Consider the following 25,219-nt stretch of genomic DNA (forward strand, 5'->3'; position numbering starts at 1 on the left):
CCCGAGGGCGGCTGGGGGATGTCGCCGCCTTTTGAGAGAGTGCTGCGGTGACCATCCAGCCCGTCCTGCACTCCGCGGACGACATCCTCGACGCGCTCGACCCCGAGCAGCGCGAGGTCGCCGTCAACCCGAGCGGACCGATGGCCGTGCTCGCCGGTGCGGGCACGGGCAAGACCCGGGCCATCACCCACCGCATCGCCTACGGCGTGCGGGCCGGCGCCTACCAGCCACAGCGCGTGCTCGCGGTGACCTTCACCGCCCGCGCCGCGGGGGAGATGCGCACCCGGCTGCGCGAGCTCGGCGTCGCCGGCGTGCAGGCACGCACCTTCCACTCCGCCGCACTGCGGCAGCTGCACTACTTCTGGCCCCAGGCGATCGGCGGGGCCGCCCCGGAGATCCTCGGCCACAAGGCGCCCGCTGTCGGTGAGGCCGCCGGCCGGGTCGGGATGCGGCTGGGCCGCTCCGAGCTGCGCGACGTCGCCGCGGAGATCGAGTGGTCCAAGGTCTCGCTGCTCACCCCCGAGACCTACCCGGCCGCGGCCCGCCGGGCCCGGCGCGAGCCCCCGGGCATGGACCTGACCGCCATGGCGCGGTTGATCTCCGCGTACGAGGACGTCAAGGGCGAGCGGGGGGTCATCGACTTCGAGGACGTGCTCCTGCTGACCGTGGGGATCCTCGAGGAGCGTGGCGACATCGCGCAGACGGTGCGCAACCAGTACCGGCACTTCGTCGTCGACGAGTACCAGGACGTCAACGCACTGCAGCAGCGACTGCTCGACCTGTGGCTCGGTGACCGGGGCGACATCTGCGTCGTCGGCGACCCCGCCCAGACGATCTACTCCTTCACCGGCGCGACGCCGCAGCACCTGCTGCGCTTCACCGAGACCCACCCCGGGGCGGCGACCGTGCGCCTCGTGCGCAACTACCGCTCGACGCCGCAGGTCCTCGCGCTCGCCAACAAGCTGCTCACCGGCCCCTCCGGCCAGCGTCGGGGAGGCGCGGTCGAGCTCGTCGCGCAGCGCGACGCCGGCCCCCAGCCCGAGCTGACCGTCCTCGACGACGACCCGGCCGAGGCGGGGTGGGTCGCCGACCGGATCAAGAAGCTCGTCGCCGACGGCCGCCCGCTGCGCGAGATCGCCGTCCTCTTCCGCACCAACGGCCAGTCGGAGGCGCTCGAGGCCGCGCTCACCGACGCCGACGTGCCCTACCTCGTCAAGGGCGGCGAGCGCTTCTTCTCCCGCAAGGAGGTGCGCGAGGCGGTCCTGCTGCTGCGCGGGGCCGCTCGCACCGACGACGGGAGCAAGCCGCTGCCGCACCTCGTCTCCGACGTGCTCGGCGGCATGGGCTGGCACGAGGACGCGCCCGCGAGCAGCGGCGCGGTCCGCGCCCGCTGGGAGTCGCTCAAGGCGCTCGTCGACCTGTCCGCGCGGCTCGAGGCGACCTCGCCCGACGCCCGGCTGCCCGACCTCGTGCGCGACCTCGACGAGCGGATCGCCGCGCAGCACGCGCCGGCCGTCGAGGGCGTCACCCTGGCCTCGCTGCACGCGGCGAAGGGTCTGGAGTGGGATGTCGTCTTCCTCACCGGCTGCTCCGACGGGCTGCTGCCGATCATGATGGCCGAGGGGCCGGAGGAGATCGAGGAGGAGCGGCGCCTGATGTACGTCGGCGTCACCCGTGCCCGCGAGGTGCTGCACCTGTCGTGGTCCCGGGCGCGTACCCCCGGGGCGAAGGGGACGCGGCGGGTCTCGCGGTTCCTCGACCAGGCGTCCGGGATCCTCGGTGAGGGGGCCCGCTCGGCGCCCAAGCGCGCCTCCGGCGCGCGCGGGTCCCGCAAGCCCACGCCCTCGCGCCCCCGGGTGTGCAAGGGCTGCGGCACCGAGCTGTCCACCGCCAGGGAGCGCGCCTCCGGTCGGTGCCCGGACTGCCCGCCGACCTACGACGAGGCGACCTTCGAGCGGCTGCGCACCTGGCGCCTGACCGTCGCCAAGGCCGCGTCCGTGCCCGCCTTCGTCGTATTCACCGATGCCACGCTGGAGGCCATCGCCGAGGCCGCGCCCGCCGGCCAGCGCGAGCTCGCCGCGATCAGTGGGGTCGGCCCGCGCAAGCTGACGCTCTACGCCGACCAGGTGCTGGCCGTCATCGGCGGCGCCGACCCCGACGAGGTCGCCGAGGCCGCCGTCGGCGAGCCCGAGGAGTAGGGGAGCGGCCCCCTTCGCCTCGCGCCGGGCGCACGGTGATCCGGCCCGTCGGCCGGACACCTTCGCGAGAAACTGTCGATCCGTCATTAATTCGGTGGCGCGCCCCCACGATGTGCTCTAAGTTGATTTCTGTCAGTCGCGAGCGCCCAGCGCTCCCGAGGAGCGCACCGCACGAGAGGAGGGCAGGAGTCATGGAGAGCATCACGATGATCACCACGGCGATCGACGCTGCCCCCGTGTGCGCCACCGATGACGTCTTCGGTGGCTTCGCCGGCGTCCTCTCCGCCCGTGACCGCATCCGCGTCACCGGGCCGAAGGCTGCCTTCGTGTCGGATCCGCGCCTCCTTGGACCTCCCGTCTAGACGACGACTCCATCGGTCCTCTCCACAGGCCGCGGCATCCCACACACCCGGGATCCGCGGCCTTTGTCGTGTCCCTCTCGACCAGTACCACCGCCACGCGTTCACCCAGGAGACCCCGACGTGACGACCATGACCGAACGACCGAGACAACAGGCCCCGTGCCAGTCGGAGGAGCCCGAGCTCTGGTTCGCCGAGACGCCCGCCGGCGTCGAGTACGCCAAGGAGCTCTGCGGCGACTGCCCCTTCCGCACCATGTGCCTCGAAGGCGCCCTCGAGCGTCGCGAGCCGTGGGGTGTCTGGGGTGGCGAGCTCTTCGACTCCGGCCGGGTCATCCCCCGCAAGCGGCCCCGCGGCCGTCCCCGCAAGCACCCGATCCCCGCCTGAGCGAGATCCCGAGAGGAGGAAGACCAATGAAGTTCGTGAAGCTGCCCCGGCTGCGTCGCCTCGACCAGCCCCTCGAGTACGACCCCGCGGTGCAGGACCACCTGCAGCGTGCGGAGCGTGAGTTCCCCCGTCCCGCTCACCTCGGTGTCCGATGAGCGCCGTCGCCCGAGCGGGCGCCCACAGGTAGGCCCCACCCCGAGCCGGGTGGGGCCTACTGCTGTGTCAGGGGATGACCAGACCGGAGTCGCGGGCATCGGTGATCGCCATCATCCCGGGCGCGTGGCCGATGGCGAAGGGGGGAGCGGAGGCCATGATCGCCGCCTGCGGGGTGACGCCGCAGGCCCAGAAGACGGGCAGCTCCCCGTCGCGGACCTCGACCGGGTCGCCGAAGTCCGGGCGCGAGAGGTCCGTGATCCCCAGTGCCGCAGGGTCGCCCACGTGCACGGGGGCGCCGTGCACCGCCGGGTACCGGGAGGTGACCCGCACCGCCGTCGCGACGAGGGAGGCGGGCACCGGACGCATCGACACCACGAGCGGCCCGTGGAGGGACCCGGCCGGGCGGCACTCCCGGTTGGTCCGGTACATCGCGACATTGGTGCCGTTGTCCATGTGCCGCAACGGGACTCCCGCCTCGACCAGGGCCGCCTCGAAGGTGAAGCTGCACCCGATCAGGAAAGCCACGAGGTCCTCGCGCCACACGTCCGCGACGTCGGCCCGGTCGGCGAGGTGCCGGCCGTGCTCGTAGACGCGGTACCCGGGCAGGTCGGTGCGCAGGTCCCCGTCGAAGATCCCGCAGGAGACCTCGCCCGGCTCGGTGACGTCGAGGACCGGGCAGGCGGCGGGGTTGCGCTGGGCGAAGAGGAGCACGTCGTAGGCCAGGTCGCGCGGGACGGCGATGAGGTTCGCCTGCGTCCAACCGGCGCTCCACCCGGACGTGGGGGTCCGCAGTCCCTCGCGGAACCGGGCACGTGCCTCGTGCGGCATCAGCATCTCGGGGGTCCTGCTCATGGCTGTCCCACCTCCGTCAGTCGAAGTCTCAGGTGCTGCCCGGGTCGGGCCTGCGCGGCGAGGTCGACATCCGCGGAGAGCAGGAAACCGATGACGGGGTAGCCGCCGGTCACCGGATGGTCGGCGAGGAAGAGCGTCGGTTGACCGGTCGGCGGCACCTGCAGCGACCCGCGGACGACGCCCTCGCTCGGCAGCTCCTCCTCACGGGAGCGCTCGAGCACCGGTCCGGTCAGTCGCATGCCGACCCGGTTGCTCTCGGCGCTGACCGCGTAGGGGGCGGAGCAGAGCATCTCGAGCGCGTCGTCGACGAACCACTCGTGGCGGGGGCCGGGCACGACGCGCAGGTCGAGGTCGTCGCCGATCGGCGTGCGCACCGCGGCCACGTCGACCCCGGGCCACTCGAGCGCCCGGGACCCGACCCCCAGCACGGTGCCGGGCGCGAGGACGGGCGGGCCGATGCCGGACATGATGTCGCTCGCCCGGGAGCCGAGGTCGGCCGGCACGTCGATCCCACCGCGCACGGCGAGGTAGGTCCGCACGCCGCGCGAAGGGGGCGACAGCCGCACCTCGCCGCCGGCCGGGACGTGCACGGGGGCGTTGAGCCCGACGGGCACGCCGTCGACCGTCACCGGGGCCGGGGCCCCCGTGAGGGCGATGTCGACGTCGGCGCGGGCACGCAGGGCGAGCCCGCCGAAGGTCACCTCGATCGCGGCGGCGCCCGGCTCGTTGCCGAGGAGTCGGTTGGCCAGCCGCAGGCTGCGCAGGTCGGCCGCGCCGCTCACGCCGACGCCGAGCCCGGCGAGGCCGGGCCTCCCTTCGTCCTGGATGGTGGCGAGGGCTCCGGTGGCGAGGATCTCCAGCCGGCTCATCGGGCCTCCACGAATCGCACCCGGACGCCCGGGGAGAAGAGGGCGGGCGGGTCGCGGTCGAGGTCCCACGCGACGAGGTCCGTGCGGCCGATCAGCTGCCAGCCACCGGGGGACTCGCGGGGGTAGACGCTGCTGAACCCTCCGGCGAGCGCCACGGACCCCGGCGGGACCTTGGTGCGCGGGTCGCTGCGGCGCGGGACGGCGAGCCGCTCGTCGGAGCGGGTCATGTAGCCGAAGCCGGGGGCGAAGCCGCAGAAGGCCACCGTCCACTCCTGGTCGGTGTGGGCGGCGATGACCTCGCGCTCGCTCATCCCGGTGAGCGAGGCGACCTCGCCCAGGTCCGGACCGTCGTAGGTCACCGGTACCTCGATCTCCCCCGCGTCCGGACGGGCGCCGGGGCTCGGGGTGACACCGCGCACGACCTCCGCCACCGCCGCGGGGGTGGCGACGGCGGGGTCGAGCGTCAGGAGCAGGGTGCGGGCCGCCGGGACCATGTCGACGACGCCCTCGGGTCGGGCCCGGTCGAGCTCGGCGTACATTGCGAGCACCTCGTCGAGGTCGGCCAGCTCCACGAGCAGGCCGACGTCGCCGCAGGGGAGGAGTCTCACCGTGGCGGCCCCTCCTCGGCGAAGGGCCGGATGCTGATGTCGCCCTCGTCGAGCGCCAGACGCACCCGTCGGGCGACGTCGACCGCGCCCTCGGTGTCGCCGTGGACGCACAGCGACGCCGCGGGGGCGGCCACCTCGGTCCCGTCGATGGCCCTGATGCGGCCGGTCGTGGCGATGTCGACGCAGCGCTGCGCGATGAGCTCCGGGTCGTGGAGCACCGCATTGGGCTCGCGGCGGGAGACCAGCGTTCCCTCGGGCGTGTAGTTGCGGTCGGCGAAGGCCTCCTTGACGGTGCGCAGACCCGCCTCCTCGGCCTGCCGCAGCCACGCCGAGCCAGGGAGCCCGAGGACGGGCAGGGACGCGTCGTACTGCGTGACCGCGGTGACGACCGCGGACGCCTGCTCCTCGTGGTGGACGATCGCGTTGTACAGCGCGCCGTGGGGCTTGATGTAGCGCACGCGCGTCCCGGCGACCCGGGCGAAGGCCTCGAGCGCACCGATCTGGTAGAGCACGTCCTGGGTCAGCTCGTCGGGGTCCATGTCGATGAAGCGCCGACCGAAGCCGGCCAGGTCGCGGTAGCCGACCTGGGCGCCGATGGACACCCCGCGCTCTGCGGCCATGTCGCAGACGCGGCGCAGGACGCTGGGGTCACCGGCGTGGAAGCCGCACGCGACGTTGACGCTGGTGACCACGTCGAGCAGGGCGTCGTCGTCGCCCAGCGTCCACTGGCCGAAGCCCTCGCCGAGGTCGGCGTTGAGATCGATCTGCAGGGTCATGGGGTCCTCCTTACTGCCACAGCTCGGCGATGCCGCCGAGGGACTGCCAGCCGAGGTAGAGGGTCAGGAGCCAGATGGCGAGGCCGAGGTAGGCCAGCCACTTGGGGTAGGTGTACCCACCCAGCAGGTCGGCACGCCTCAGCGCGATCCAGATGATGATGCCGAAGCCGACCGGGAGGATCAGGCCGTTGAGCGCGCCGGCGAGGATCAGCAGGGTGGCCGGGGGCTGGCCCAGGGACACGTAGATCGCGCCGGAGACGATGATGAACGCGACGACGACCCACTGGCGGTGCTGGTGGATCCGGTCGTGGAAGGTGGTCAGGAAGGACACCGAGGTGTACGAGGCGCCGATGACGCTCGTGATGCTGGCGGCCCACAGGATCACGCCGAAGACGCGCAGCCCGACCTCGCCCAGGGCGGCCTCGAAGGCGGTGGCGGGCGGATTCGCGACGCCGGAGAGCTGCACACCGCCGAGGACGACGCCGAGGATGGCGAGAAAGAGCAGCCACCGCACGACGCCGGTGACGATGATGCCGATCACGGAGCCGTTGGTGATCTGCTTGATGCTCTCGGGGCCGGTGATGCCCGAGTCGACGATGCGGTGGGCGCCGGCGTAGGTGATGTACCCGCCGACGGTGCCGCCGATGAGGGTGGTGATGATCAGGAAGTTGATCTCGTCCGGCAGCACGGTCTGGCGCAGGGCCTCGCCGTAGGGCGGGTTCGTGGCGACCGCCGCGTAGGCGACCATGCCGATGAGCAGGAGGCCGAGGACGACGACGATGCGGTCCATGGCGACGCCGGCGCGCTTGCTGATGAAGATCGCGATGGCGATGAGCGCCGAGATGGCGCCACCGATCTTCGCGTCGGCGCCGAGCATCGCGTTGGCGCCCAGGCCCGTGCCGCCGATGTTGCCGATGTTGAAGACGAGGCCGCCGAAGACGACGAGGCCCGCGAGCACGTAGCCGAAGCCGGGGACGACCCTGTTGGCCAGGTCCTGCGCGCGCATGCCGGAGACCCCGATCACGCGCCAGACGTTGAGCTGCACGGCGATGTCGACGAGGACCGAGATGACGATCGCGAAGGCGAAGGCCGCGCCCAGCTGGGCGGTGAAGACCGTGGTCTGGGTGATGAATCCCGGCCCGACGGCGCTGGTGGCCATGAGGAACATGGCGCCGAGCAGTGCGCCCTTCCTGACCTTCGCTCGCCTCGCGTCGTCGGCGGCGGTCGGTGTCGGCTCGTGCGTGGGATCTGCCATAGGTCCCTCTCCTGATCGGGGCGCCGCGGGATGTCGGTGTGCCTCGTGGGCCGTGCTTCGGGTGGCGCCGATCACACGAACGTAGCGCTTTGTTCAACAATCCTGCAATAGCGCACGGCATATTAGGCTGGTTTCGATCCACGAAGGGGGAGCTGATGACCACCACCGACGGCTGGCTGGAGAGCCTGACCGCGGAGCGCGATCTCGTGGGTCGCGAGAGCACCGCGACCCGGGTGGCCGATGCGTTGCGCCACCGGATCATGGAGGGCGAGCTGGTGCCGGGGACCCGGCTGTCCGAGGAGGGGATCTGCGCGGCCCTGGGGGTCTCGCGCAACACCCTGCGGGAGGCCTTCCGCATGCTCGGCCACGAGCGCCTGCTCGAGCACGTCTTCAACCGCGGGGTCTTCGTCCGCTCACCCACGCCCGCGGACGTGCGCGAGCTCTACCGCTTCCGCCGCATCCTCGAGTCCGCGGCGGTGCGCCTGGCGGCTCGGGACCCGGTGGATCTCGGGCCGCTGCGTGCGGCCGTGGACGAAGGGGTGAGCTCGGCCCGCGAGGCCGACTGGTCGGGGGTGGGCACGGCCAACATCCACTTCCACCAGCGGCTGGGGCAGCTGACCGACAGCGCTCGCATGGACGAGACGATGACGCACCTGCTGGCCGAGCTGCGCCTGGTCTTCCACGCCATGGCCGACCCGCACGCCTTCCACCAGCCGTACCTGCCGCGGAACCAGCACCTGCTCTCCCTGCTCGAGGAGGGGCGCTTCGCCGAGGCCGAGGAGTCTCTCCTGGAGTACCTGGACGCCGCCGAGCGCCAGCTGCTCGACGCGATGGGTGGCTGACGCCCCCTTCGCCCGAGTCGATGTATTCGCGCGCGCTCGGAGGCGCGTGGATACATCGACTCGGCTGCCCCCTTCGCTCGTTCGATGTACTCGCGCGCGCTCGGAGGCGCGCCAATACATCCTCCGGGAGCGAAGGGGGCGTGGCAGGCTGAGGGTATGTCTCCCCAGCTGCGCATCGCCCAGGACGAGGCCGCCGACGAGGTGCTGTCGTCCGACCCCTTCGCCCTGGTCGTCGGGATGCTCCTCGACCAGCAGTTCCCCATGGAGCGGGCCTTCCAGGGGCCTGCCAAGGTCAAGGAACGCTTCGGCACGCTCGACCCCGCGGAGATCGCCGCGGCCGAGCCCGAGGCCTTCGCGGACCTGTGCGCCACTCCGCCGGCCGTGCACCGCTACGGGCGCTCGATGGCCGGGCGCATCCAGGCGCTCGCCACGGTCGTGCGCGACGAGTACGACGGGGACACCGCCGCCATCTGGACCACGGCCGCGGACACGAAGGAGCTGCTGACCCGGCTCAAGGCGCTCCCGGGCTTCGGCGACCAGAAGGCGCGCATCTTCGCCGCCCTGCTCGGCAAGCAGCTCGGCGTGCGTCCCGACGGCTGGCGCGAGGCGATCGGCCCCTACGCCGAGGACGGCTCACGCCGCTCGGTCGCCGACGTCACCGACGAGGGCTCGCTGCAGGAGGTCCGGGACTTCAAGAAGGCCGCGAAGGCCCAGGCCAAGGCCGCGAAGAACGCAACTGCCTAGGCTCCTGCGCGGCGTGTCCCGCAACTGCTTAGGCTCCTGCAGGAACCCCGCAACTGCTTAGGCTCCTGCGCGGCGTGTCCCGCAACTGCTTAGGCTCCTGCGAATCCCGGCAGGTAGCGCTGCATCGAGCCACGGGCCGCGATGGTCGCGCCGAGCTGGGAGAGCACGCCGGTAGAGCCGACGAAGACCCGGTGGATCATCGCGTACTCGCGGGGCAGGTTCAGCCGCAGCCCGGTGGAGAACTCCGGCGTCCGCAGGTCGGTGAGGCCCTTGGTCGCGGAGCGCAGCCACTCACGGGTGAAGGAGTGCGTGGGCGTGCTCAACGGCTCGATGAGGGGCAGCAGGTAGGCGAGCACGTCCTGCGCGTCGACCTCGATTCCGGGGCGGATGAAGCCCTCCTCGCGCAGCCCCTCGATGACCCCTTCCGCGTCGCCCGCCAGGGCCTTGCGCACGAGGATGCCGATGAGCGGGGGGAAGCCCTCGGGCAGACGGGTGACGGCCCCGTAGTCGATGACGCCGAGCCGGCCGTCGGGGGTGAGGCGGAAGTTGCCCGGGTGCGGGTCGGAGTGGAGCAGACCCACGCGCTCCGGCCCGGAGAGCAGGAAGTCCAGGTAGAGCTGGCCGACCCGGTCGCGCACGTCCTGGTCGGCCTCGCGGATGATCTGGCTCAGCGGCGCGCCCTCGAGCCACTCGCTGATGAGGACGTGACGGCTCTGCAGGACCACGTCGGGGACGGCGACGTCAGGGTCGTCGCGGTAGGCCTGCGCGAAGGCGCGCTGGTTGGCGGCCTCGAGCCCGTAGTCGAGCTCCTCGTCCGCGGCGGCGAGCAGCTCGTCGGTCACCGGCTTGATGTCCATCGCGGGCATCCACGTCGTGGCCACGCGTGCCAGCCGGGCGATCTGCTGCAGGTCGCTGCGCAGCGCCCTGTCGGCACCGGGGTACTGGACCTTCACGGCGACGACCCGGCCGTCGGCGGTGACGCCGCGGTGCACCTGGCCGATCGAGGCGGCCGCGACCGGCTGGTCCTCGATCTCCAGCTCCTCGCGCCAGTCGGGGCCGAGGTCGCGGGTGAGGACGGAGTGGACCTCCGCGGTGGACATCGGCGGCGCCGCGTCCTGCAACCGCACGAGCATCTCGCGGTAGGGCTCGACGTACTCCTCGGGCAACGCGGCCTCGAGGACGGAGAGGGCCTGACCGACCTTCATCGCGCCGCCCTTGAGGGAGCCGAGCACGGCGAAGAGCTGCTCGGCCGTGCGTCGCTGGATGTCCTCGTTGACCACCTCGGCGGGGGTCCCGCTGAGGCGTCTGCCCAGCCCTCGGGCACTGCGCCCGGCATGGCCGAGCGGCAGGGATGCGAGCCGCGCGGCGCGACCGGCGGCTCCTCGGGGGATCTCGCTCACCCGGCCATTGTGTCGTCCCTCCCTGTGTCCGGGCTGGACCCCCCTTCGTCCCCGGGTGTCGGGACCACCCGCAGCGGTGCGGCGGTGCACCGGCGGCACCCCGGGTGGACCGGCCACAGGTGCCGCTCGAGGGTCGGTCCCGGGGTGGCCACCTCGAAGGACCACTCGGGTGCGGCCAGGCGCCCGCCGACGTGGTCGAGGACGAGCGAGGTCGTCAGCCCGGCGGCGAGGAGGCGCAGCGCGGGGACGCCGTCGACGGGAGCGGGCCCGGTGATGCCGGGGCGGTCCAGCTGGGCGCTCAGCCACGGCCAGGCCGGGTCGACCTCGGCCCGGGTGAGGTCGAGGCAGTGCAGGCAGGGACCGTGCCCGGGCCGGAGAAGGGGACCGATGCTCGCCTGCTCGTGCTGGCACCACAGCGGCAGCACCGGGACGCCCGCCACCAGCCATGGCCGCACCGACTCGGCGGCCGGTGGTGTCGCGCTGACGACCACGGCCAGGTCCGTGGCACCGTCCTCACCGCCGGGACGCACCCGGGCGGTGAGCACGCGCTCGCTCTGGCGCAGGCCGTCGACGAGCAGCACCGGCAGCGCCCCGGACCCGACGACGGCGACCCGCGGTTCCTCGCCGGTGGCGTCCGGGTGCAGGAGGCCGCCGGTGACGAGCTGGTCGAGGACGCTCGTGGCGCGAGCGGGATCGAGGCCCTCGAGGGCCGCCGTGGTGACGGCCTCGGTCAGCGCGCGGGAGGGGTCGAGGCCGGCGAGCCAGCGGCACTCGGCGTCGGTGAGTCCCTGGAGCCGGACCGAGCGCGCACCCAGCCCGATCTGCACGCTGCCGTCCGGTCGGCGCAGTGGTCGCAGGTGCGGCGTGGTGCCGGGGCCGGGAAGGTGCATCGTCGTCTCGCTCGGTGGCCGGGGTCGGTGGTGGACGACCACTGTGGCGCAGTTCGCGAGGAGGCCCGGCCGGTTGTCCACAGGCCCCGGGTGAGGTGCCGTTGAACCACTCTCGCCGCCACCGAGAACGTGCTCCCCGAGCCACATCGGAGCATCCTCGCCCACTGCTACGCCGCTGCTCCACCTCGTGGGCACTGCCCGTCTGGTGGAGCAGGAACGTAGGCGTCGGATCAGGACCGGCTGGCGAGCTCCACGAGCGAGCGCAGCGAGGGGTCCATGTCCTCCGGCAGCGCGTCGACCGGCCACCACGCGACGTCATCGGACTCGTCGGAGGCGACCGGCTCGGCCCCCTCGGCGGCGACGGCGATCCAGCGCAGGTCGAGGTGCTCGGTGCACCGGGTGAAGCCCGAGCCGAGCGCGTGCCGGTCCAGCTGGGCCGGGCCCGGGCGCAACTGCAGCGTCGCCGCCGTCAGGCCCGACTCCTCGAGGGCCTCGCGCAGGGCACCGGCGGCGACGGAGGTGTCGTGCTCCTCCAGGTGCCCGCCGAACTGCAGCCAGCGGCCGACCTTGGGGTGCAGGGTCAGCAGGACGTGCTCGCCGCCCGGGTCGACGACGAGGCAGGAGGCGGTGAAGTGCGCCGGGGGACCGGACCTGTCGGTCGCGGCCTCGTGCGCGTCGAGGTGGGCCAGGTACTCGAGCCGCAGCGCCTCCTGCTCGGCCGTCGGTGAGGGCCAGGTCGTCAGCAGTCCGCGCAGGTCGTCGGCGAGCGCCGCGTGGCTCATCGGCCGTCCTCGCCGTCGGTGCCCTCCTCGGGTGCGTCGGTGTCCCGGTCCGCGTCCGCCTCGCTGAGGATCGACTCGAGCGCGGCGTCGAGGTCCTCGCTCCCGGAGGACTCCCCGGCTGCGGCGCGCTCGACGAAGCCGAGCACGTCGTCCAGGTCGGCGGCGCTCGGCGCGACGTCCGGGTGCGCCCACACGGCGTCGCGGCCCTCGGCCCCGACGCGCTCCTCGAGCGCGGCGAACAGGCTGGCCGCGTCGCGCAGGCGGCGCGGGCGCAGCTCCAGACCGACCAGGCCGGCGAAGGTCTTCTCCGCCGGACCGCCCGTGGCCCGGCGCCGCCGGATCGTCTCGGTCATCGCGGAGGTGGCCGGCAGCTGGTTCCTCGTCGCCTGGACCGACACGTGCTCGACCCAGCCCTCGATCAGGGCCAGCCACGTCTCGAGCTGGGCGAGGGCGCTGCGCTGCGCGGGGGAGGGTGTCGGGTTGAGGAAGCCCCCGGTCAGCGCCTCCTGGATCGCGCCCGGGTCGGAGGGGTCGATCTCGCGCACCGCGGCGTCGATCGCGTCGGTGTCGATGGCGATGCCGCGCGCGTAGGCCTGCACGGCCGCCAGGATCTGCGGGCCCAGCCACGGCACGGCCGTGAAGAGGCGCATCCGCGCCGACTCGCGCGTCGCCAGGTGCAGCCACACCTCGTCGAGGTCGACGTCGAGCCCATCGGCGAACTCGGCGACGTTGCCCGGCAGCAGCGCCACCCGGTCGCTGACGAGGGGCACGCCGGCCTCGGTCGCGGTGAGGGTGTCGGAGGCCAGGGCCCCGACGGCCTGGGCGGTCTGCCCCGTGATCAGGGTGGAGGCCATCCGGTCGACGAAGGGGGCCATCTGCTGGCTGAGCATGGACATGTCCATGCCCGGCGGCAGGCCCAGTGACTGCAGGTCGGGAGCTGCCGGGTCGTTCATCCGCGAGGTGAAGGAGTCGCGGATCGCGCCGGCGAGGCCGTCGGCGATCGGGTCGACGAGGAGGCCCACACCGGCATGGTCGCCTCGACCCACTCCTCGCGGGAGAGGGCCTCACCGGTGAGCGCGGGCGCCTCGAGGGAGGTCACCTGGTCGAGCCAGAGCGCCGCGAGGCGGGTGGCCTGCTCGACCAGGCCGAGCTCGCGGTCGCCCATGGTGTGGTCCGACTCGGAGATCGCCTCTCGGGCGGCCGACGTCGCCGCGGTGACGTCGACCCCCTTCGCCTGGGCGCCGGGGGCGAACATCGCCTTGATCTGCGAGGTCATGGCCGCGACCTGCGCCGGGTCGGCATCGGTGATGCCGAGGGCCTTGAGCTGGTCGACGACCTCCGGGGGGAGGTCGTGTCCGCCGGTGAGGTCGCGGAAGATCCGGGCAAGGTCCTCAGGCAGCCCGTCGTCGCCGGAGGGGGTGCTGGGGTCGTTGCTCACGTGTGTGCTCTCTTCCTGAGAGGATGTGCTGTCCTTTAGACCCAACCACGAGCGGCGCCGGATGGTTCCCGGACCCTAGGAGGTCATGTGCTGGACGAGCCGGCCCAGCCACCACGTAGTGAGCGGATCGCCCGCTACATACTCGTCGTGTCGGTGATCTTCCTCATCGTCGCGCTCCTCGGCAGCTTCATCAAGGTGAGCTACGCGGTGGAGAGCCCCGGGCCGGTGACGGACACCCTCGGTGACCTCGACGACGGCACCCGGCTCGTCCGCGTGGAGGGCGCGAAGACCTACCCGACCGAGGGCGATCTCTACTTCACGACCGTGCGCATCCTCGGTGGCCCCGAGCGCCACATCAGCGTCTGGGAGTGGGTCCAAGGGCACCTCGACCCCAACTCGCGGGTCGTGCCGGAGGACACGGTCTTCGGCGAGGACCGCAGCGCCGAGGAGGTCGAGGAGCTCAACGCCGCCCTCATGGAGGGCTCGCAGCACACCTCCATCGCCGTCGCCCTGCGCAGCCTCGGCGAGGAGGTCGGCCAGGAGAACGTCGTCGCCCGGATCGCCAAGAACAAGCCCGCCGACGGCGCCCTGCAGCTCGAGGACGTCATCGTCTCCGTCGACGGCGAGCGCCCCGGGAGCCTCGAGGAGCTCGTCACCGCGATCGCCGACCGCGAGGTCGGCGAGGAGGTCACCCTCGTGGTCCGGCGCGACGGCAGCACGCGGACCGTCACCCTCGAGACGGCCGACATCGGCAACGACCGCGCCGGCGTCGGCGTCGTCCTCGAGCCGAAGTACGACTACCCCTACGAGGTGCGGATCGACGCCGGCCACGTGGGCGGCCCGAGCGCCGGGATGATGTTCGCGCTCGCCGTGCGCGACCGGCTCACCCCCGGCGCGATGACGGGAGGGAAGTCCGTCGCGGGCACGGGCACGATCGACGACTCGGGCCGGATCGGGCCGATTGGCGGCATCCGGCAGAAGATGATCGGCGCCCAGCAGGCCGACGCTCGGTGGTTCCTCGCGCCGGAGGACAACTGCTCCGCCGTCGTCGGCAACGTCCCCGACGGCTTGGGCGTGGTGGCCGTGGACACCTACGACGACGCGGTCACCGCGGTCGAGGGCATCGCGAAGGGGAGACCGCGGACCTGCCGTCGTGCGAGGACGTGGCGTAGTCCGCCCCGCTCAGTCCTCGAAGGTCGCGCGCAGCGCGTGGACGAGGCCGGGGGCGATGTCCTCGCCGGTGGCGACGCGGTCGTCGCGGTCGTTGGCGCGCTGGCGCAGCAGGCACACGGCCCGACCGTCCCGGTGGACGGCCACGAGCAGGCGCACGTCCTGGCGCTGCGGGTGGTCAGCGAGGGCGTCCACGGCCTCGTCCGGGTCCTCCGGCAGGTCACGCTCGGCACCCGGGGGGAGGACGACGCGCTCGACGGCCAGGGCCGCGCCGTGCACGGTCTCCGGCCAGGCCATCCGGCCGAGCAGCGACTCCAGCGAGGAGGTCCGCGGCAGGTCCTCCTGCTCGATGGCCGTGAGTGCCCCGGGAGCGCGGTCGGCCGCACCGTCGAGGGCGAGCTGGGGCTCGGCCTCGACGAGGGTGGCGGTGTCGACGAGCGCGAAGACCCGGGGGTTCTGGTCCCATCCGGAGATCGCGACGTGGCGCTCGGTCTCGAGCGCGGCGACGGTCAGGGGTTCGGTCGTGGGGATGTTGTCTGATGACGAGTCGGGCACGGGGACCATGCTGCCCTACGTCCTGTCAGGTCGTCTGGGTACGGTAGGCGCACCATGAGCAGCGCGAGTTGGCCGCACGGCGGTGACCAGGGGGGCGCGGTGCCGCCCCGTGACCACGACGGGACCCCACCGAGGCGTGGCCCGGGCAGGGTGGCGAAGGCGGCCGTCGCGATCGCCGTGCTGCTCGTCATCATCAGCATCGTCGCGGGGTTGTGGACCGAGTCGCTGTGGTTCAGCGCCCTCGGCTTCTCCGACGAGTGGTGGTCGCGCCTGAGCACGCAGGCACTCCTCTTCATCATCGGGGGCCTGGTCACCGGCGTGCCCGTCGGCGTGAGCCTGTGGCTCGCCCACCGCACGCGTCCGCTGACCGTGCCCATGTCCGCGGGGGAGCAGGCGCTGGCGCAGTACCGCCAGGCGATCGAGCCCTTCCGCAAGGTGACCGCGTGGGCACTGCCCACCGTGCTCGGCCTGCTCGGCGGTCTCACCGCCGCGGGGCAGTGGCAGGTCTGGCTGCTGTGGCGCAACGGCGAGGCGACCGGCGTGACCGACCCGCAGTTCGGGCGGGACATCAGCTACTACCTCTTCGGGCTGCCGTGGTGGAGCTTCCTCGTGGGCTTCCTCACCGTCGCGATGCTCGCGAGCCTGCTCAGCGCGGTCTTCGCGCACTACATCTACGGCGGCATCGTCCCGCCCGGTCGCGGTCGCTCCACGCGTGCGGCCTTCCTCCACCTCGCCATCATCGCGGCGGTCCTCGCCTTGCTGCGTGCCTGGAGCTACCTGCTCGACGCGCACGGACTGACCACCCGTGAGGGCGAGGTGCTCACCGGAGTCGGGTACACCGCGGACCACGCGATCATCCCGACCAAGTACATCCTCGCGGTCGCGGCGGTGCTGTGCGCCGTGCTCTTCCTCGCCTCGGTCCGCTCCCGGTCCTGGCGGCTGCCGATGATCGCGGTCGGCACCCTCGTCGTCCTCTCGATCGTCGTCGGGGCGATCTACCCGGCCCTGGTGGAGACCTACCAGGTCTCGCCCTCGCGCAACACGCTCGAGGAGCCCTACCTGCAGCGCAACATCAACGCCACGCGGGAGGCGCACGGTGTCGCCGAGACCGAGGAGACGACCTACGACGCCGTCTCTGACGTCACGTCCGGGCAGCTGCGTCAGGACGCGGAGTCCATCCCCGGCATCCGGCTGCTGGACCCCTCGGTCGTCAGCCAGACCTACCAGGAGCTGCAGGCACAGCAGCAGTACTACACCTTCCAGGACGAGCTGGACGTCGACCGCTACGAGATCGACGGGGAGACCGCGGACGTCGTCGTCGGCGCGCGTGAGCTCGAGCTCGACAACGTCCCCGCCGACCGGCGCGACTGGGTCAACGACCACACCGTCTACACGCACGGCTACGGCCTCGTCATGGCCCGCGGCACGCAGGTGCAGGCCGGCAACCCCGAGTGGATCAACCCGGCCTCGGCGATCGGCGAGTACGAGCCGCGCATCTACTTCGGCGAGCAGATGGACCACTTCTCGATCGTCGGCCGCAACGACGACCAGGAGCCGCGCGAGGTCGACCGCCCCACCGGTGGTGAGGACTCCCGCTACACGTACCAGGGTGACGGAGGAGTGGAGATCGGGTCCCCCCTTCGTCAGGCGGCGTACGCGCTGACCCACCGCGACCTGAAGTTCATGCTCTCCGATGCGGTCGGGCCCAACTCCCGGCTGATGGAGCACCGCACCCCCAGGCAGCGTGTGGAGCGCGTGGCGCCGTGGCTCACCCTCGACGACGACGTCTACCCGGCGATCGTCGACGGCCGCATCAAGTGGATCGTGGATGCCTACACGACCTCGCGGCAGTACCCGTACAGCACCGCCTTCTCGATGTCCGGTGTGCAGACCGGACAGGTCTCCTCCCGGGAGACGCAGCAGGCGAGCGCGCTGGTCGGCGACCGGGTCAACTACATGCGCAACTCGGTCAAGGCCACCGTCGATGCCTTCGACGGCAGCGTCGACCTCTACAAGTGGGAGGAGGACGACCCGATCGTCGACGCCTGGGACAAGGCCTTCCCCGACCTGATGCAGGACCGCGACGACATCAGCGGCGAGCTCATGACGCACCTGCGCTACCCGGAGGACCTCTTCCTCATGCAGCGGGCCGTCCTCGCCGACTACCACATCACCTCCGCGAGCGACTTCCGCGCCGGCCAGGACCGCTGGCGGGTCCCGGACGACCCCTCGCGCGGCGACGAGGGCGTGGCGCAGCCGCCGTACTACCTGTCGCTGGCGATGCCCGAGCAGAATCGGCCCTCGTGGAAGCTGACGTCGACCTACATCCCGCGTGGTCCGCGCAACGTCATGGCCGGGTACCTGGCCGTCGACGCCGATGCCGGTGCGACCGACGGTGATCCGGCCCAGGGCTACGGGAAGCTGAGTCTGCTCTCGGTGCCCCGCAACACCACCGTGCCGGGTGTCGGCCAGGTGCAGAACGACATCGTCTCCTCCAACGCCACCTCCGGCGACGGCAGCCAGACCCTGCAGGACTACCTGAACAATGCGAACCGCGGTGGCTCGCAGGTGCACTTCGGCAACCAGCTGGCGCTGCCGGTCGGGGAGGGCTTCCTCCACGTCGAGCCGATCTACCTCTCGTCCTCCTCGGGGACGTCCTACCCGCAGCTGCGGGTCGTGGTGGCGACCTTCGGCGGCAAGGTCGCCTGGGGCCCGACGCTCGACTCCGCGCTGGACCAGCTCTTCGAGGGCGACGCCGGGGTCGAGGGCGGCGACTCCACGCCGGCCGATCCCGAGGAGGGCTCCGACGGCGGCGAAGGGGGTGACGGCACCGACGGCGGTGACGGCGGCGGTGACGAGCCGGCACCTCCCGCAGCGAATGACCCCGAGGCCCTGCGCGAGGCCATCGCCGGCATGGAGCAGGCGTACGCAGACGGTCAGGAGGCGCTGCGCAACGGCGACTTCGCCGCCTACGACGAGGCGCAGAAGGAGCTCAAGCGCTACCTCGAGCAGGCCGCAGTCGCACAGCCCGAAGGGGGCTCGGCGGACCTGGAGGGCAACTGATTTGGTCCTCCCCGTGCGGTCACGTAGAGTTGTCACTGCAACGACGCGGGGTGGAGCAGTTCGGTAGCTCGCCGGGCTCATAACCCGGAGGTCGCAGGTTCAAATCCTGCCCCCGCTACCAGGTTCAGGCCCGGGATTCAGTGCGAATCCCGGGCCTGAAGCATGTGCGGGGAGCGCCTCCACGCCGCAGGTCGAGCGGGGGCGACTCGGCCGGGTCTACCGTGTGGTCCATGACGAACTCCCTCGCCGACCACGGTCCTGGAAGTGCGGACCACCCCGTGAGCCCGGACGGTCCTCGACGGCCGGCCCTGCTGATCTTCGACGTCAACGAGACGCTGTCGGACATGTCGTCGATGGGGCAGCAGTTCGAGGACGTCGGCGCACCGGCCCACCTGGCGAAGGTCTGGTTTGCGGGAGTGCTCCGTGACGGCTTCGCCCTGACGGCTGTCGGTGCCAGCGAGCCCTTCGCGCACATCGCGGCGGAGTCACTGCGCGGTCATCTCCACGGGCTCCGGCTCAACCGCGGGACGGACGATGCGGTCGAGCACGTCATGGCCGGGTTCACCGAGCTCCCGGTCCACGCGGACGTCCCGGGCGGCGTGCTGGCCCTGAGGGACCTCGGGATCCGACTGGTGACGCTGAGCAACGGGTCCGCGTCCGTCGCCGAGGCGCTGTTCGACCGGGCCCGGATCCGCACCCATTTCGACGCCCTCCTGTCCGTCGAGCAGGCGGGCACCTGGAAGCCGAACGGGGGCGCCTACGCCTACGCCCTCGAGCGGTGCGAGGTGGACCCGATGGACGCCATGCTGGTCGCGGTGCACCCGTGGGACATCGACGGCGCCGCGCGCGCGGGTCTCGCCACCGCGTGGATCAACCGTGACGGTGGCGTCTACCCCGGGTACTTCAGGTCCCCGGACCTGCGTGCACGGTCGCTGACCGAGCTCGCCGAGCAGCTTGCGTGACGTACCCACAGGTCACATCCGCCACGCCGAGCGCACCTGATGTCGCCACCCGCGACGTCCCCTGATACTCGTGGGATGCGATCTCGTCGATCAGGGAGGCCGAGGGCCGCGACGGCCGCGGCGAGCGTCCTCGCGCTGGCCGGGCTCACGGCGTGCTCGAGCGAGCAAGCCGCAGTGGACTTCGCCGATGCGGTGGCCGAGCCGGTCGTGACAGCCGCCGGCGCGGCCGCGGCCTCGGTCGCCTCGAGCAGAGCCGCCTTCGCGACCTCCGACGTCGTCTTCCTCGCCACTGACGACACCGTCGACCAGCTGGCCGACAACAGCCGCGAGGCGCGCCTGCCGCTCCTGGTGGCCGGCCACGACGACGTCGCGGCGGAGATCGAGCGTCTGGGGGCCGGCACCCTCGTCGTCGCCGAGGGCAGCGACACCCCCGAGTCCCTCACCGACGACCACACCGTCATCGAGGTCGACCCGGACGCGACGACCGAGGCGATGTCCCTCCCTTCGCTCGACACGGACGACGCGCACGCCCCGGTGACGGCCGTGCTCGACCCGACGGCGGACCATGACCGGTCGGCCGCCGTGGTCACGGCCAACGTCCGGGCCGCGGGCGGTCAGGCGATCGAGGTGCCGGGTGGGGACCCACGAGCCACCCGGGCGACCGTCCGGGCGACCACCGCGGCCAAGGAGACCTCCTGGGTGGCCGTCGGTGGGTCCTTCGGGACCAGCGAGCAGCTCGCCGCCCGGGTCGAGACCGCCACGTCGGTGCCCCAGCTGCCCGGAGGCGGCCAGACCCTCTTCCCCGGGCGTCGTCTGGTGGGCCTGTACGGAACGCCGGGCACCTCGGAGCTGGGGCCGCTCGGGGAGCAGGGCATCGAGGCGAGCATCGAGCGGGCGAAGGGCCTCGCAGGGGACTACGACGACCACAGCGAGGTCCCCGTCCTGCCGGCCTTCGAGATCATCGCGACCGTCGCCGACTCCGAGCCGGGGGCCGACGGGGACCACTCCCGCGAGGTCGATCCCGACAGCCTCCGTCCCTGGGTCGAGGCCGCCGGCGACGCCGGGGTGTACGTCGTCCTCGACCTGCAGCCGGGCCACACCGACTTCCTCACCCAGGCGAAGCGGTACGAGGACCTGCTGAAGGAACCGCACGTCGGCCTCGCGCTCGACCCGGAGTGGCGGCTCGAGCCGGGCCAGCGGCACATGGACCAGATCGGATCGGTGGCCATCGACGAGGTCAACACGACCGCCGACTGGCTGGCCCGGCTGACGCGCGAGCACTCGCTGCCGCAGAAGACCTTCATGCTGCACCAGTTCAGCTCGCACATGATCGCCGACCGCGAGCAGCTGGACACCTCCCACGACGAGCTCGCCACGATCATCCACGCCGACGGCCACGGCTCGCCCGGCCTGAAGATGGGCACCTGGCGCCGGCTGCAGCAGGACCTGCCCGAGGACGTGTGGATGGGGTGGAAGAACTTCTACGACGAGGACACCCCGACGTTCACGCCGGAGCAGACGTACGGCGTCGAGCCCCGGCCGTGGTTCGTCTCGTACCAGTAGCTCACCGTGGGGCGAAGGGGGTCGCCCGGGTCGGTCGCGAGGCGGGGGTCTCGAGGCTCGGCCGCGGGCGGCCTCGCACCTCGACCGTCGGGACTCGCGGGCGGCCCCGCACCTCGACCGTCGGTGACTCATCGCCGTCGGTCGTGTGACTCGACGAACTCCGGGAGGATTTCCCCCTTCGTCAGGACCTGCGCGACAATGGGTGGGTGAGCGCTAACTCCGGCAAGCACCATGTCGTCATCATCGGGTCCGGCTTCGGTGGCCTCTTCGCCGCCAAGGAGCTGGGCAACGAGGACGTCGACGTCACCCTGATCTCCAGGACGAGCCACCACCTCTTCCAGCCGCTGCTGTACCAGGTGGCCACGGGCATCCTGTCCGAGGGCGACATCGCCCCGACGACCCGCGACATCCTCGGTCACCAGCGCAACGTGCGGGTGATCCTCGGTGACGTCAAGCAGATCGACGTCGAGGCCCGGACCGTGCGGTCCGAGTCGCTCAACCAGCACACGATCACCCACTACGACAGCCTGATCGTCGCTGCCGGCGCGGGTCAGTCCTACTTCGGCAACAACCACTTCGCCCGCTTCGCGCCGGGGATGAAGAGCATCGACGACGCCCTCGAGCTGCGCGGCCGCATCTTCGGGTCCTTCGAGCTGGCCGAGACCTCCACCGACGCCGAGCAGCGCCGCCGCCTGCTGACCTTCGTCGTCGTCGGCGCCGGGCCGACCGGCGTGGAGATGGCCGGCCAGATCGCCGAGCTGGCCCAGCGCACGCTGGCCGACGAGTTCCGCCACATCGACCCGGGTGAGGCGCGGGTCGTCCTGCTGGACGGCGCGCCGAAGGTCCTGCCCACCTTCGGCGACCGGCTCAGCGACAAGGCCCGCCGCAGCCTGGAGAAGCAGGGCGTCGAGGTCCAGCTCGAGGCGATGGTGACCGACGTCAACCAGTACGGCATCGAGGTCAAGGACGGCGACGGCAGCCACCGCACCATCGAGACGATGACCAAGGTGTGGGCGGCCGGCGTCGCCGGCTCCCCGCTGGGCGCGATGCTCGCGGAGCAGACCGATGTCGAGGTCGACCGCGCCGGGCGCGTGCACGTCGAGGACAACCTGACCGTCCCGGGCCACCCCGAGATCTTCGTCGTCGGCGACATGATCAACCTCAAGGGCTACCCGGGCGTCGCCCAGCTGGCGATCCAGGGCGGCCGCTACGCGGCCAAGGAGATCCTCGGCCGGCTGGCGGGCAAGGAGCCGCAGGCCCCCTTCCGCTACCGGGACAAGGGCTCCATGGCCACGATCTCGAAGTACTCGGCCGTGGCGAGCATCGGCCGGATCAACTTCACCGGCTTCCTCGCGTGGCTCGCGTGGCTGGCCGTCCACCTCATGGCGATGGTGGGCTTCAAGAACCGCATCTCCACGCTGCTCAACTGGATCATCACCTTCGTCGGGGACAGCCGCAACGAGCGGGTCTCGACCTTCCAGCAGGTCTTCGCGCGCACCGCGATGCAGGACCTCGGGCCGAGCGCCTACCCCAACCTCGCGGACCCGGGAGCCGACGGCGACGACGAGCTCGAGCACCACGCGTCGTAGGCTCGAGGGCATGCCTCTGGACTTTCCCTTCGAGGACCACACCCTTGCCAACGGGTTGCGCGTCATCGTGCAGCCCGACGCCACCACGCCCACCGTCACGCTCAACATGTGGGTGGGCGTCGGCTCCCGCCACGAGGAGCAGGGGGCGACCGGCTTCGCCCACCTCTTCGAGCACCTGATGTTCCAGGGCAGCGAGCACGTCGCCAACGGTGAGCACTTCCAGGCGCTCATGGGCGTCGGTGGCCGGCTCAACGCGACGACGTGGTTCGACCGCACGACGTACTTCGAGACGATCCCCTCCGGCGCCCTCGAGCTCGCGCTGTGGCTGGAGGCCGACCGGCACGCCAACCTCCTGGCGGCCGTGACGCAGGACAACCTCGACAACCAGCGCGACGTCGTCAAGGAGGAGAAGCGCCAGCGCTACGACAACCAGCCCTACGGCCAGGCGATGACGCGGATCTACGCGACCGTCTTCCCCGAGGGGCACCCGTACCACCACCCGACGATCGGCTCGATGGAGGACCTCGACGCGGCGACGGTGGAGGACGTGCACGACTTCTTCCGCCGCCACTACGCACCGGACAACACCGTCCTGACGATCGTCGGTGACGTCACCGCGGAGCGGGGGCTGGAGCTGGTCGAGCGCTACTTCGGTCACCTCGACCACCACGCCGAGCCGCGAAGGGGGCCGGTCGCCCCCCTTCGCCCGCTGACGGAGCCGGCGCGTGAGGAGATCGTCGACGAGGTGCCCAACGACCGCATCCACCTCGCCTTCCGACTCCCTGCCGAAGGGGGCGACACCGGTGACGAGTTCCTCGCCTCCTCGATGGCTCTCGACTGCCTCGGCGGGCTGAGCTTCTCGCCGCTGGAGCAGCGGCTCGTGCGCGACGAGCAGCGCGCCAACGCGATCGACGTCGGGGCGATGGGCTTCGTCGACGGGGTCTCGCTGGGCCTGGTGATCGTCGACGTCGCGGACGGCGTCGACGCCGACGAGCTGGAGGAGCAGGTCTGCGCCGAGCTGACCGCCTTCGCCGACGCGGGTCCCACGGCCGAGCAGATGGAGGCGGTGCGGGCGCAGGCGGAGCGCGCGTGGCTGTCGTCGCTGGCCGCGAAGGACGAGCGCGCCGACCTGATCAGCCACTACACGTGCCTGCACGACGACCCCGGCTACATCAACACCTTCCTCGACCGGCTCGCCGCGATCACGCCCGAGGACGTGCGCGCCGCCGCCGACACCTGGCTGCGCCCGCAGCACCGCGCCGCCGTCGTCTACCGAGCCGCCGAGCAGCAGGAGGAGGCAGCATGAGCACGCCCACGGTCCCGCGTCCGGACGTCGCCGCGCCGGGGGAGTGGTCCTTCCCCCAGCCGCGGGAGCTCACCCTGCCCAACGGCATCGGTGCCCTCGTGCACGACGTACCGGGGCAGTACGTCATCTCGGTGCGCCTGACCGTGCCAGTCGCGCTGCGCCACGAGCCCGAGGCCAAGGAGGGCGTCGCCTGGATCATGGCGCGGCTGCTCGACGAGGGCACGCGCACGCACAGCCAGCGTGAGCTGTCCGAGCTGCTCGAGCGGCGGGGCATCGCGATCGGTGCCGGCATGAGCGAGGCCGCGCTCGGCGTCGACCTCGACGTGCCGCAGCGCTTCCTCGGTGAGGCGCTGGAGCTGCTCACCGAGTGCATCTCCGAGCCGGCCTTCGACGCGTCGGAGGTCTCGCGCATCCAGCGCACCCGCCTGGCCGAGATCGAGCAGGAGCGGGCCTCGGCCGGCCGTCGCGCCTTCAAGGAGTGGGCGCGGACGTACTACGACCCCGCCATCCGCGCCTCGCGGCCCGGGGGTGGCACCGCCGAGACGGTCGCCGCCGTGACCCGCCAGGACGTCGTCGACTTCCACGCCGAGCACGTCCACCCCGAGGGGGCGACGGTCGTCGTGGCCGGTGACCTGACCGGGGTCGACGTCGAGGGCCTGCTGGGCTCGACGCTCGGCGCCTGGATGACGTCCGGTCGTGTGCGCCCGGTCGACCGGGAGCCGGCTCCCCGTGCCACCGACGCCGCCCGCGTCGTCCTCGTCGACCGGCCCGGATCGGTGCAGTCGGAGATCCTCATCGGCGCCCCGGGCCCGGACCGGCGGGTCGAGTCCGGGTGGGCCCCCTTCCCCGTGCTGGCCTACGTGATGGGCGGCGCCCCGAACGCCCGCATCGACCAGGTGCTGCGCGAGGAGAAGGGCTACACCTACGGCATCCGCTCCGGGTTCCGGCCACGCCAGGTGGGCTCGGCCTTCACCGTCGCCGGGTCCGTGCGGGCCGACTCGACCGTGGACTCGCTGCGCCTGCTCAAGGGGATCCTCACCGACGCCCCCGGCTTCACCGAGGAGGAGACCCGCGCGGGGGTGGACTTCATGAGCCTCACCGCCCCGGGGCGCTACGACACCGCGGACGCGATCGCCGACGAGACCGCGGGCCTCGCGGGCGACGAGCTGCCGCTGACCTTCACCAGCGACACCATCGCGGCGATGCGGCGGCTGACCGCTGACGACCTCAGCCGCGCCTGGCGCGAGCAGGTCACCCACGAGTGGACGGTCGTCGTCGTGGGTGACGCCTCGCTGTACCGGGACCAGGTCGAGGACCTCGGCCTCGGCCCGGTGACCGTCGTCCCGAACTGATCCGGTCGGCTCGGCCCGGACAGGGCTGGTCGCCGTCGTCCCGGGCTGATGGTTGTGTGTTGAACTGGTAGTCCCGGAAGCCGGCAGCGCCCTGGGGGCATCC

21 protein-coding genes, 1 tRNA gene and 2 pseudogenes are annotated in these 25,219 nt (G+C 72.1%); 14 read left to right on the top strand and 10 right to left on the bottom strand.

What is annotated here, in order from left to right:
- The first annotated feature begins 53 nt into the window (after window positions 1–53).
- The 4 genes from PVE36_RS03745 to PVE36_RS03760 all read left to right on the top strand — a co-directional run bounded on the left by PVE36_RS03745 (window position 54) and on the right by PVE36_RS03760 (window position 3,099).
- Complete coding sequence (locus PVE36_RS03745; protein ID WP_277455752.1) at window positions 54–2,198, top strand: ATP-dependent DNA helicase UvrD2; 2,145 nt, start codon at window positions 54–56, stop codon at window positions 2,196–2,198.
- A 191-nt stretch (window positions 2,199–2,389) separates the two neighbouring features.
- The gene (locus tag PVE36_RS03750; RefSeq protein ID WP_277454667.1) at window positions 2,390–2,560 is read left to right on the top strand and encodes a hypothetical protein; all 171 of its coding nucleotides are present in this window, start codon (window positions 2,390–2,392) and stop codon (window positions 2,558–2,560) included.
- Between the two features lie 129 nt (window positions 2,561–2,689).
- Window positions 2,690–2,944 (top strand): WhiB family transcriptional regulator, encoded by a 255-nt coding sequence (locus PVE36_RS03755; protein WP_277454669.1) that lies wholly within the window; start codon window positions 2,690–2,692, stop codon window positions 2,942–2,944.
- Between the two features lie 26 nt (window positions 2,945–2,970).
- A complete protein-coding gene (locus tag PVE36_RS03760; protein WP_277454670.1) occupies window positions 2,971–3,099 on the top strand; it encodes a hypothetical protein in 129 nt (42 codons plus the stop codon).
- Window positions 3,100–3,166: 67 nt separating this feature from the next.
- On the opposite strand, the gene PVE36_RS03765 is transcribed toward PVE36_RS03760, so the two are convergent.
- Genes PVE36_RS03765 through PVE36_RS03785 form a run of 5 tightly spaced genes read right to left on the bottom strand, consistent with a single transcriptional unit; the run spans window position 3,167 to window position 7,460 of the window.
- Window positions 3,167–3,952 carry a putative hydro-lyase gene (locus PVE36_RS03765; protein WP_277454671.1) on the bottom strand — a complete coding sequence of 262 codons (786 nt, stop codon included), beginning with the start codon at window positions 3,950–3,952 and terminating at the stop codon, window positions 3,167–3,169.
- Complete coding sequence (locus PVE36_RS03770; protein ID WP_277454672.1) at window positions 3,949–4,821, bottom strand: biotin-dependent carboxyltransferase family protein; 873 nt, start codon at window positions 4,819–4,821, stop codon at window positions 3,949–3,951. The genes PVE36_RS03765 and PVE36_RS03770 overlap by 4 nt, the downstream gene beginning before the upstream one ends.
- The gene (locus PVE36_RS03775) at window positions 4,818–5,429 is read right to left on the bottom strand and encodes an allophanate hydrolase subunit 1 (protein ID WP_277454675.1); all 612 of its coding nucleotides are present in this window, start codon (window positions 5,427–5,429) and stop codon (window positions 4,818–4,820) included. The genes PVE36_RS03770 and PVE36_RS03775 overlap by 4 nt, the downstream gene beginning before the upstream one ends.
- Window positions 5,426–6,205 (bottom strand): 5-oxoprolinase subunit PxpA, encoded by a 780-nt coding sequence (locus PVE36_RS03780; protein WP_277454677.1) that lies wholly within the window; start codon window positions 6,203–6,205, stop codon window positions 5,426–5,428. Before PVE36_RS03780 ends, PVE36_RS03775 begins: the two co-directional genes overlap by 4 nt.
- A gap of 10 nt (window positions 6,206–6,215) precedes the next feature.
- Window positions 6,216–7,460 carry an NRAMP family divalent metal transporter gene (locus PVE36_RS03785; protein ID WP_277454678.1) on the bottom strand — a complete coding sequence of 415 codons (1,245 nt, stop codon included), beginning with the start codon at window positions 7,458–7,460 and terminating at the stop codon, window positions 6,216–6,218.
- Window positions 7,461–7,615: 155 nt separating this feature from the next.
- Between PVE36_RS03785 and PVE36_RS03790 the strand changes: the two genes are divergently transcribed.
- Both PVE36_RS03790 and PVE36_RS03795 read left to right on the top strand, forming a co-directional pair.
- The gene (locus tag PVE36_RS03790) at window positions 7,616–8,302 is read left to right on the top strand and encodes a GntR family transcriptional regulator (protein WP_277454679.1); all 687 of its coding nucleotides are present in this window, start codon (window positions 7,616–7,618) and stop codon (window positions 8,300–8,302) included.
- 156 nt (window positions 8,303–8,458) lie between these two features.
- Window positions 8,459–9,046: an HhH-GPD-type base excision DNA repair protein gene (locus PVE36_RS03795; RefSeq protein ID WP_277454680.1), complete on the top strand. Its 588-nt coding sequence runs from the start codon at window positions 8,459–8,461 to the stop codon at window positions 9,044–9,046.
- 89 nt (window positions 9,047–9,135) lie between these two features.
- Here PVE36_RS03795 and PVE36_RS03800 read toward each other — a convergent pair whose 3' ends face one another.
- The 4 genes and pseudogenes from PVE36_RS03800 to PVE36_RS03815 all read right to left on the bottom strand — a co-directional run bounded on the left by PVE36_RS03800 (window position 9,136) and on the right by PVE36_RS03815 (window position 13,394).
- The gene (locus PVE36_RS03800; protein ID WP_277454681.1) at window positions 9,136–10,446 is read right to left on the bottom strand and encodes an AarF/ABC1/UbiB kinase family protein; all 1,311 of its coding nucleotides are present in this window, start codon (window positions 10,444–10,446) and stop codon (window positions 9,136–9,138) included.
- Window positions 10,443–11,336, bottom strand: coding sequence for a hypothetical protein (locus PVE36_RS03805; RefSeq protein ID WP_277454682.1), 894 nt, complete (start codon window positions 11,334–11,336; stop codon window positions 10,443–10,445). Before PVE36_RS03805 ends, PVE36_RS03800 begins: the two co-directional genes overlap by 4 nt.
- Before the next feature lie 230 nt (window positions 11,337–11,566).
- A complete protein-coding gene (locus PVE36_RS03810; RefSeq protein WP_277454683.1) occupies window positions 11,567–12,118 on the bottom strand; it encodes an NUDIX domain-containing protein in 552 nt (183 codons plus the stop codon).
- Window positions 12,115–13,394 (bottom strand): annotated as a pseudogene (locus PVE36_RS03815) (zinc-dependent metalloprotease). Before PVE36_RS03815 ends, PVE36_RS03810 begins: the two are co-directional and overlap by 4 nt.
- 636 nt (window positions 13,395–14,030) lie before the next feature.
- Here PVE36_RS03815 and PVE36_RS03820 point away from each other — a divergent pair.
- Window positions 14,031–14,648, top strand: a pseudogene (locus PVE36_RS03820) (PDZ domain-containing protein); the annotation flags it as partial.
- Window positions 14,649–14,738: 90 nt separating this feature from the next.
- Here the strand turns inward: PVE36_RS03820 and PVE36_RS03825 are convergent.
- Window positions 14,739–15,290 carry a PPA1309 family protein gene (locus PVE36_RS03825; protein ID WP_277455753.1) on the bottom strand — a complete coding sequence of 184 codons (552 nt, stop codon included), beginning with the start codon at window positions 15,288–15,290 and terminating at the stop codon, window positions 14,739–14,741.
- A 45-nt stretch (window positions 15,291–15,335) separates the two neighbouring features.
- Between PVE36_RS03825 and PVE36_RS03830 the strand changes: the two genes are divergently transcribed.
- The 7 genes from PVE36_RS03830 to PVE36_RS03860 all read left to right on the top strand — a co-directional run bounded on the left by PVE36_RS03830 (window position 15,336) and on the right by PVE36_RS03860 (window position 25,116).
- Window positions 15,336–18,344 carry a UPF0182 family protein gene (locus tag PVE36_RS03830; protein WP_277454684.1) on the top strand — a complete coding sequence of 1,003 codons (3,009 nt, stop codon included), beginning with the start codon at window positions 15,336–15,338 and terminating at the stop codon, window positions 18,342–18,344.
- A gap of 44 nt (window positions 18,345–18,388) precedes the next feature.
- Window positions 18,389–18,465: transfer RNA gene (locus tag PVE36_RS03835), tRNA-Met, on the top strand.
- Between the two features lie 109 nt (window positions 18,466–18,574).
- Window positions 18,575–19,306 (top strand): haloacid dehalogenase type II, encoded by a 732-nt coding sequence (locus PVE36_RS03840; protein ID WP_277454686.1) that lies wholly within the window; start codon window positions 18,575–18,577, stop codon window positions 19,304–19,306.
- Between the two features lie 75 nt (window positions 19,307–19,381).
- Window positions 19,382–20,869: a hypothetical protein gene (locus PVE36_RS03845; protein ID WP_277454687.1), complete on the top strand. Its 1,488-nt coding sequence runs from the start codon at window positions 19,382–19,384 to the stop codon at window positions 20,867–20,869.
- Between the two features lie 206 nt (window positions 20,870–21,075).
- Window positions 21,076–22,458 (top strand): NAD(P)/FAD-dependent oxidoreductase, encoded by a 1,383-nt coding sequence (locus tag PVE36_RS03850; protein WP_277454688.1) that lies wholly within the window; start codon window positions 21,076–21,078, stop codon window positions 22,456–22,458.
- A 10-nt stretch (window positions 22,459–22,468) separates the two neighbouring features.
- Window positions 22,469–23,764 carry a pitrilysin family protein gene (locus PVE36_RS03855; protein ID WP_277454690.1) on the top strand — a complete coding sequence of 432 codons (1,296 nt, stop codon included), beginning with the start codon at window positions 22,469–22,471 and terminating at the stop codon, window positions 23,762–23,764.
- Entirely contained in the window at window positions 23,761–25,116 is a 1,356-nt protein-coding gene (locus tag PVE36_RS03860; protein WP_277454692.1) for a pitrilysin family protein, read from the top strand. The genes PVE36_RS03855 and PVE36_RS03860 overlap by 4 nt, the downstream gene beginning before the upstream one ends.
- The last annotated feature ends 103 nt before the right edge of the window (window positions 25,117–25,219 follow it).

The sequence above is a fragment of the Janibacter sp. DB-40 genome, from assembly GCF_029510815.1.
In the GTDB taxonomy this organism is placed as follows: domain Bacteria; phylum Actinomycetota; class Actinomycetes; order Actinomycetales; family Dermatophilaceae; genus Janibacter.

Bases quoted from the DNA above. Each gene is read 5' to 3' on its own strand.
- PVE36_RS03750 (WP_277454667.1), top strand. From the start codon at position 2,390: ATGGAGAGCATCACGATGATCACCACGGCGATCGACGCTGCCCCCGTG.
- PVE36_RS03755 (WP_277454669.1), top strand. From the start codon at position 2,690: ATGACCGAACGACCGAGACAACAGGCCCCGTGCCAGTCGGAGGAGCCC.
- PVE36_RS03760 (WP_277454670.1), top strand. From the start codon at position 2,971: ATGAAGTTCGTGAAGCTGCCCCGGCTGCGTCGCCTCGACCAGCCCCTC.
- PVE36_RS03765 (WP_277454671.1), bottom strand. From the start codon at position 3,952: ATGAGCAGGACCCCCGAGATGCTGATGCCGCACGAGGCACGTGCCCGG.
- PVE36_RS03770 (WP_277454672.1), bottom strand. From the start codon at position 4,821: ATGAGCCGGCTGGAGATCCTCGCCACCGGAGCCCTCGCCACCATCCAG.
- PVE36_RS03780 (WP_277454677.1), bottom strand. From the start codon at position 6,205: ATGACCCTGCAGATCGATCTCAACGCCGACCTCGGCGAGGGCTTCGGC.
- PVE36_RS03785 (WP_277454678.1), bottom strand. From the start codon at position 7,460: ATGGCAGATCCCACGCACGAGCCGACACCGACCGCCGCCGACGACGCG.
- PVE36_RS03790 (WP_277454679.1), top strand. From the start codon at position 7,616: ATGACCACCACCGACGGCTGGCTGGAGAGCCTGACCGCGGAGCGCGAT.
- PVE36_RS03795 (WP_277454680.1), top strand. From the start codon at position 8,459: ATGTCTCCCCAGCTGCGCATCGCCCAGGACGAGGCCGCCGACGAGGTG.
- PVE36_RS03805 (WP_277454682.1), bottom strand. From the start codon at position 11,336: ATGCACCTTCCCGGCCCCGGCACCACGCCGCACCTGCGACCACTGCGC.
- PVE36_RS03810 (WP_277454683.1), bottom strand. From the start codon at position 12,118: ATGAGCCACGCGGCGCTCGCCGACGACCTGCGCGGACTGCTGACGACC.
- PVE36_RS03825 (WP_277455753.1), bottom strand. From the start codon at position 15,290: ATGGTCCCCGTGCCCGACTCGTCATCAGACAACATCCCCACGACCGAA.
- PVE36_RS03830 (WP_277454684.1), top strand. From the start codon at position 15,336: ATGAGCAGCGCGAGTTGGCCGCACGGCGGTGACCAGGGGGGCGCGGTG.
- PVE36_RS03840 (WP_277454686.1), top strand. From the start codon at position 18,575: ATGACGAACTCCCTCGCCGACCACGGTCCTGGAAGTGCGGACCACCCC.
- PVE36_RS03845 (WP_277454687.1), top strand. From the start codon at position 19,382: ATGCGATCTCGTCGATCAGGGAGGCCGAGGGCCGCGACGGCCGCGGCG.
- PVE36_RS03855 (WP_277454690.1), top strand. From the start codon at position 22,469: ATGCCTCTGGACTTTCCCTTCGAGGACCACACCCTTGCCAACGGGTTG.
- PVE36_RS03860 (WP_277454692.1), top strand. From the start codon at position 23,761: ATGAGCACGCCCACGGTCCCGCGTCCGGACGTCGCCGCGCCGGGGGAG.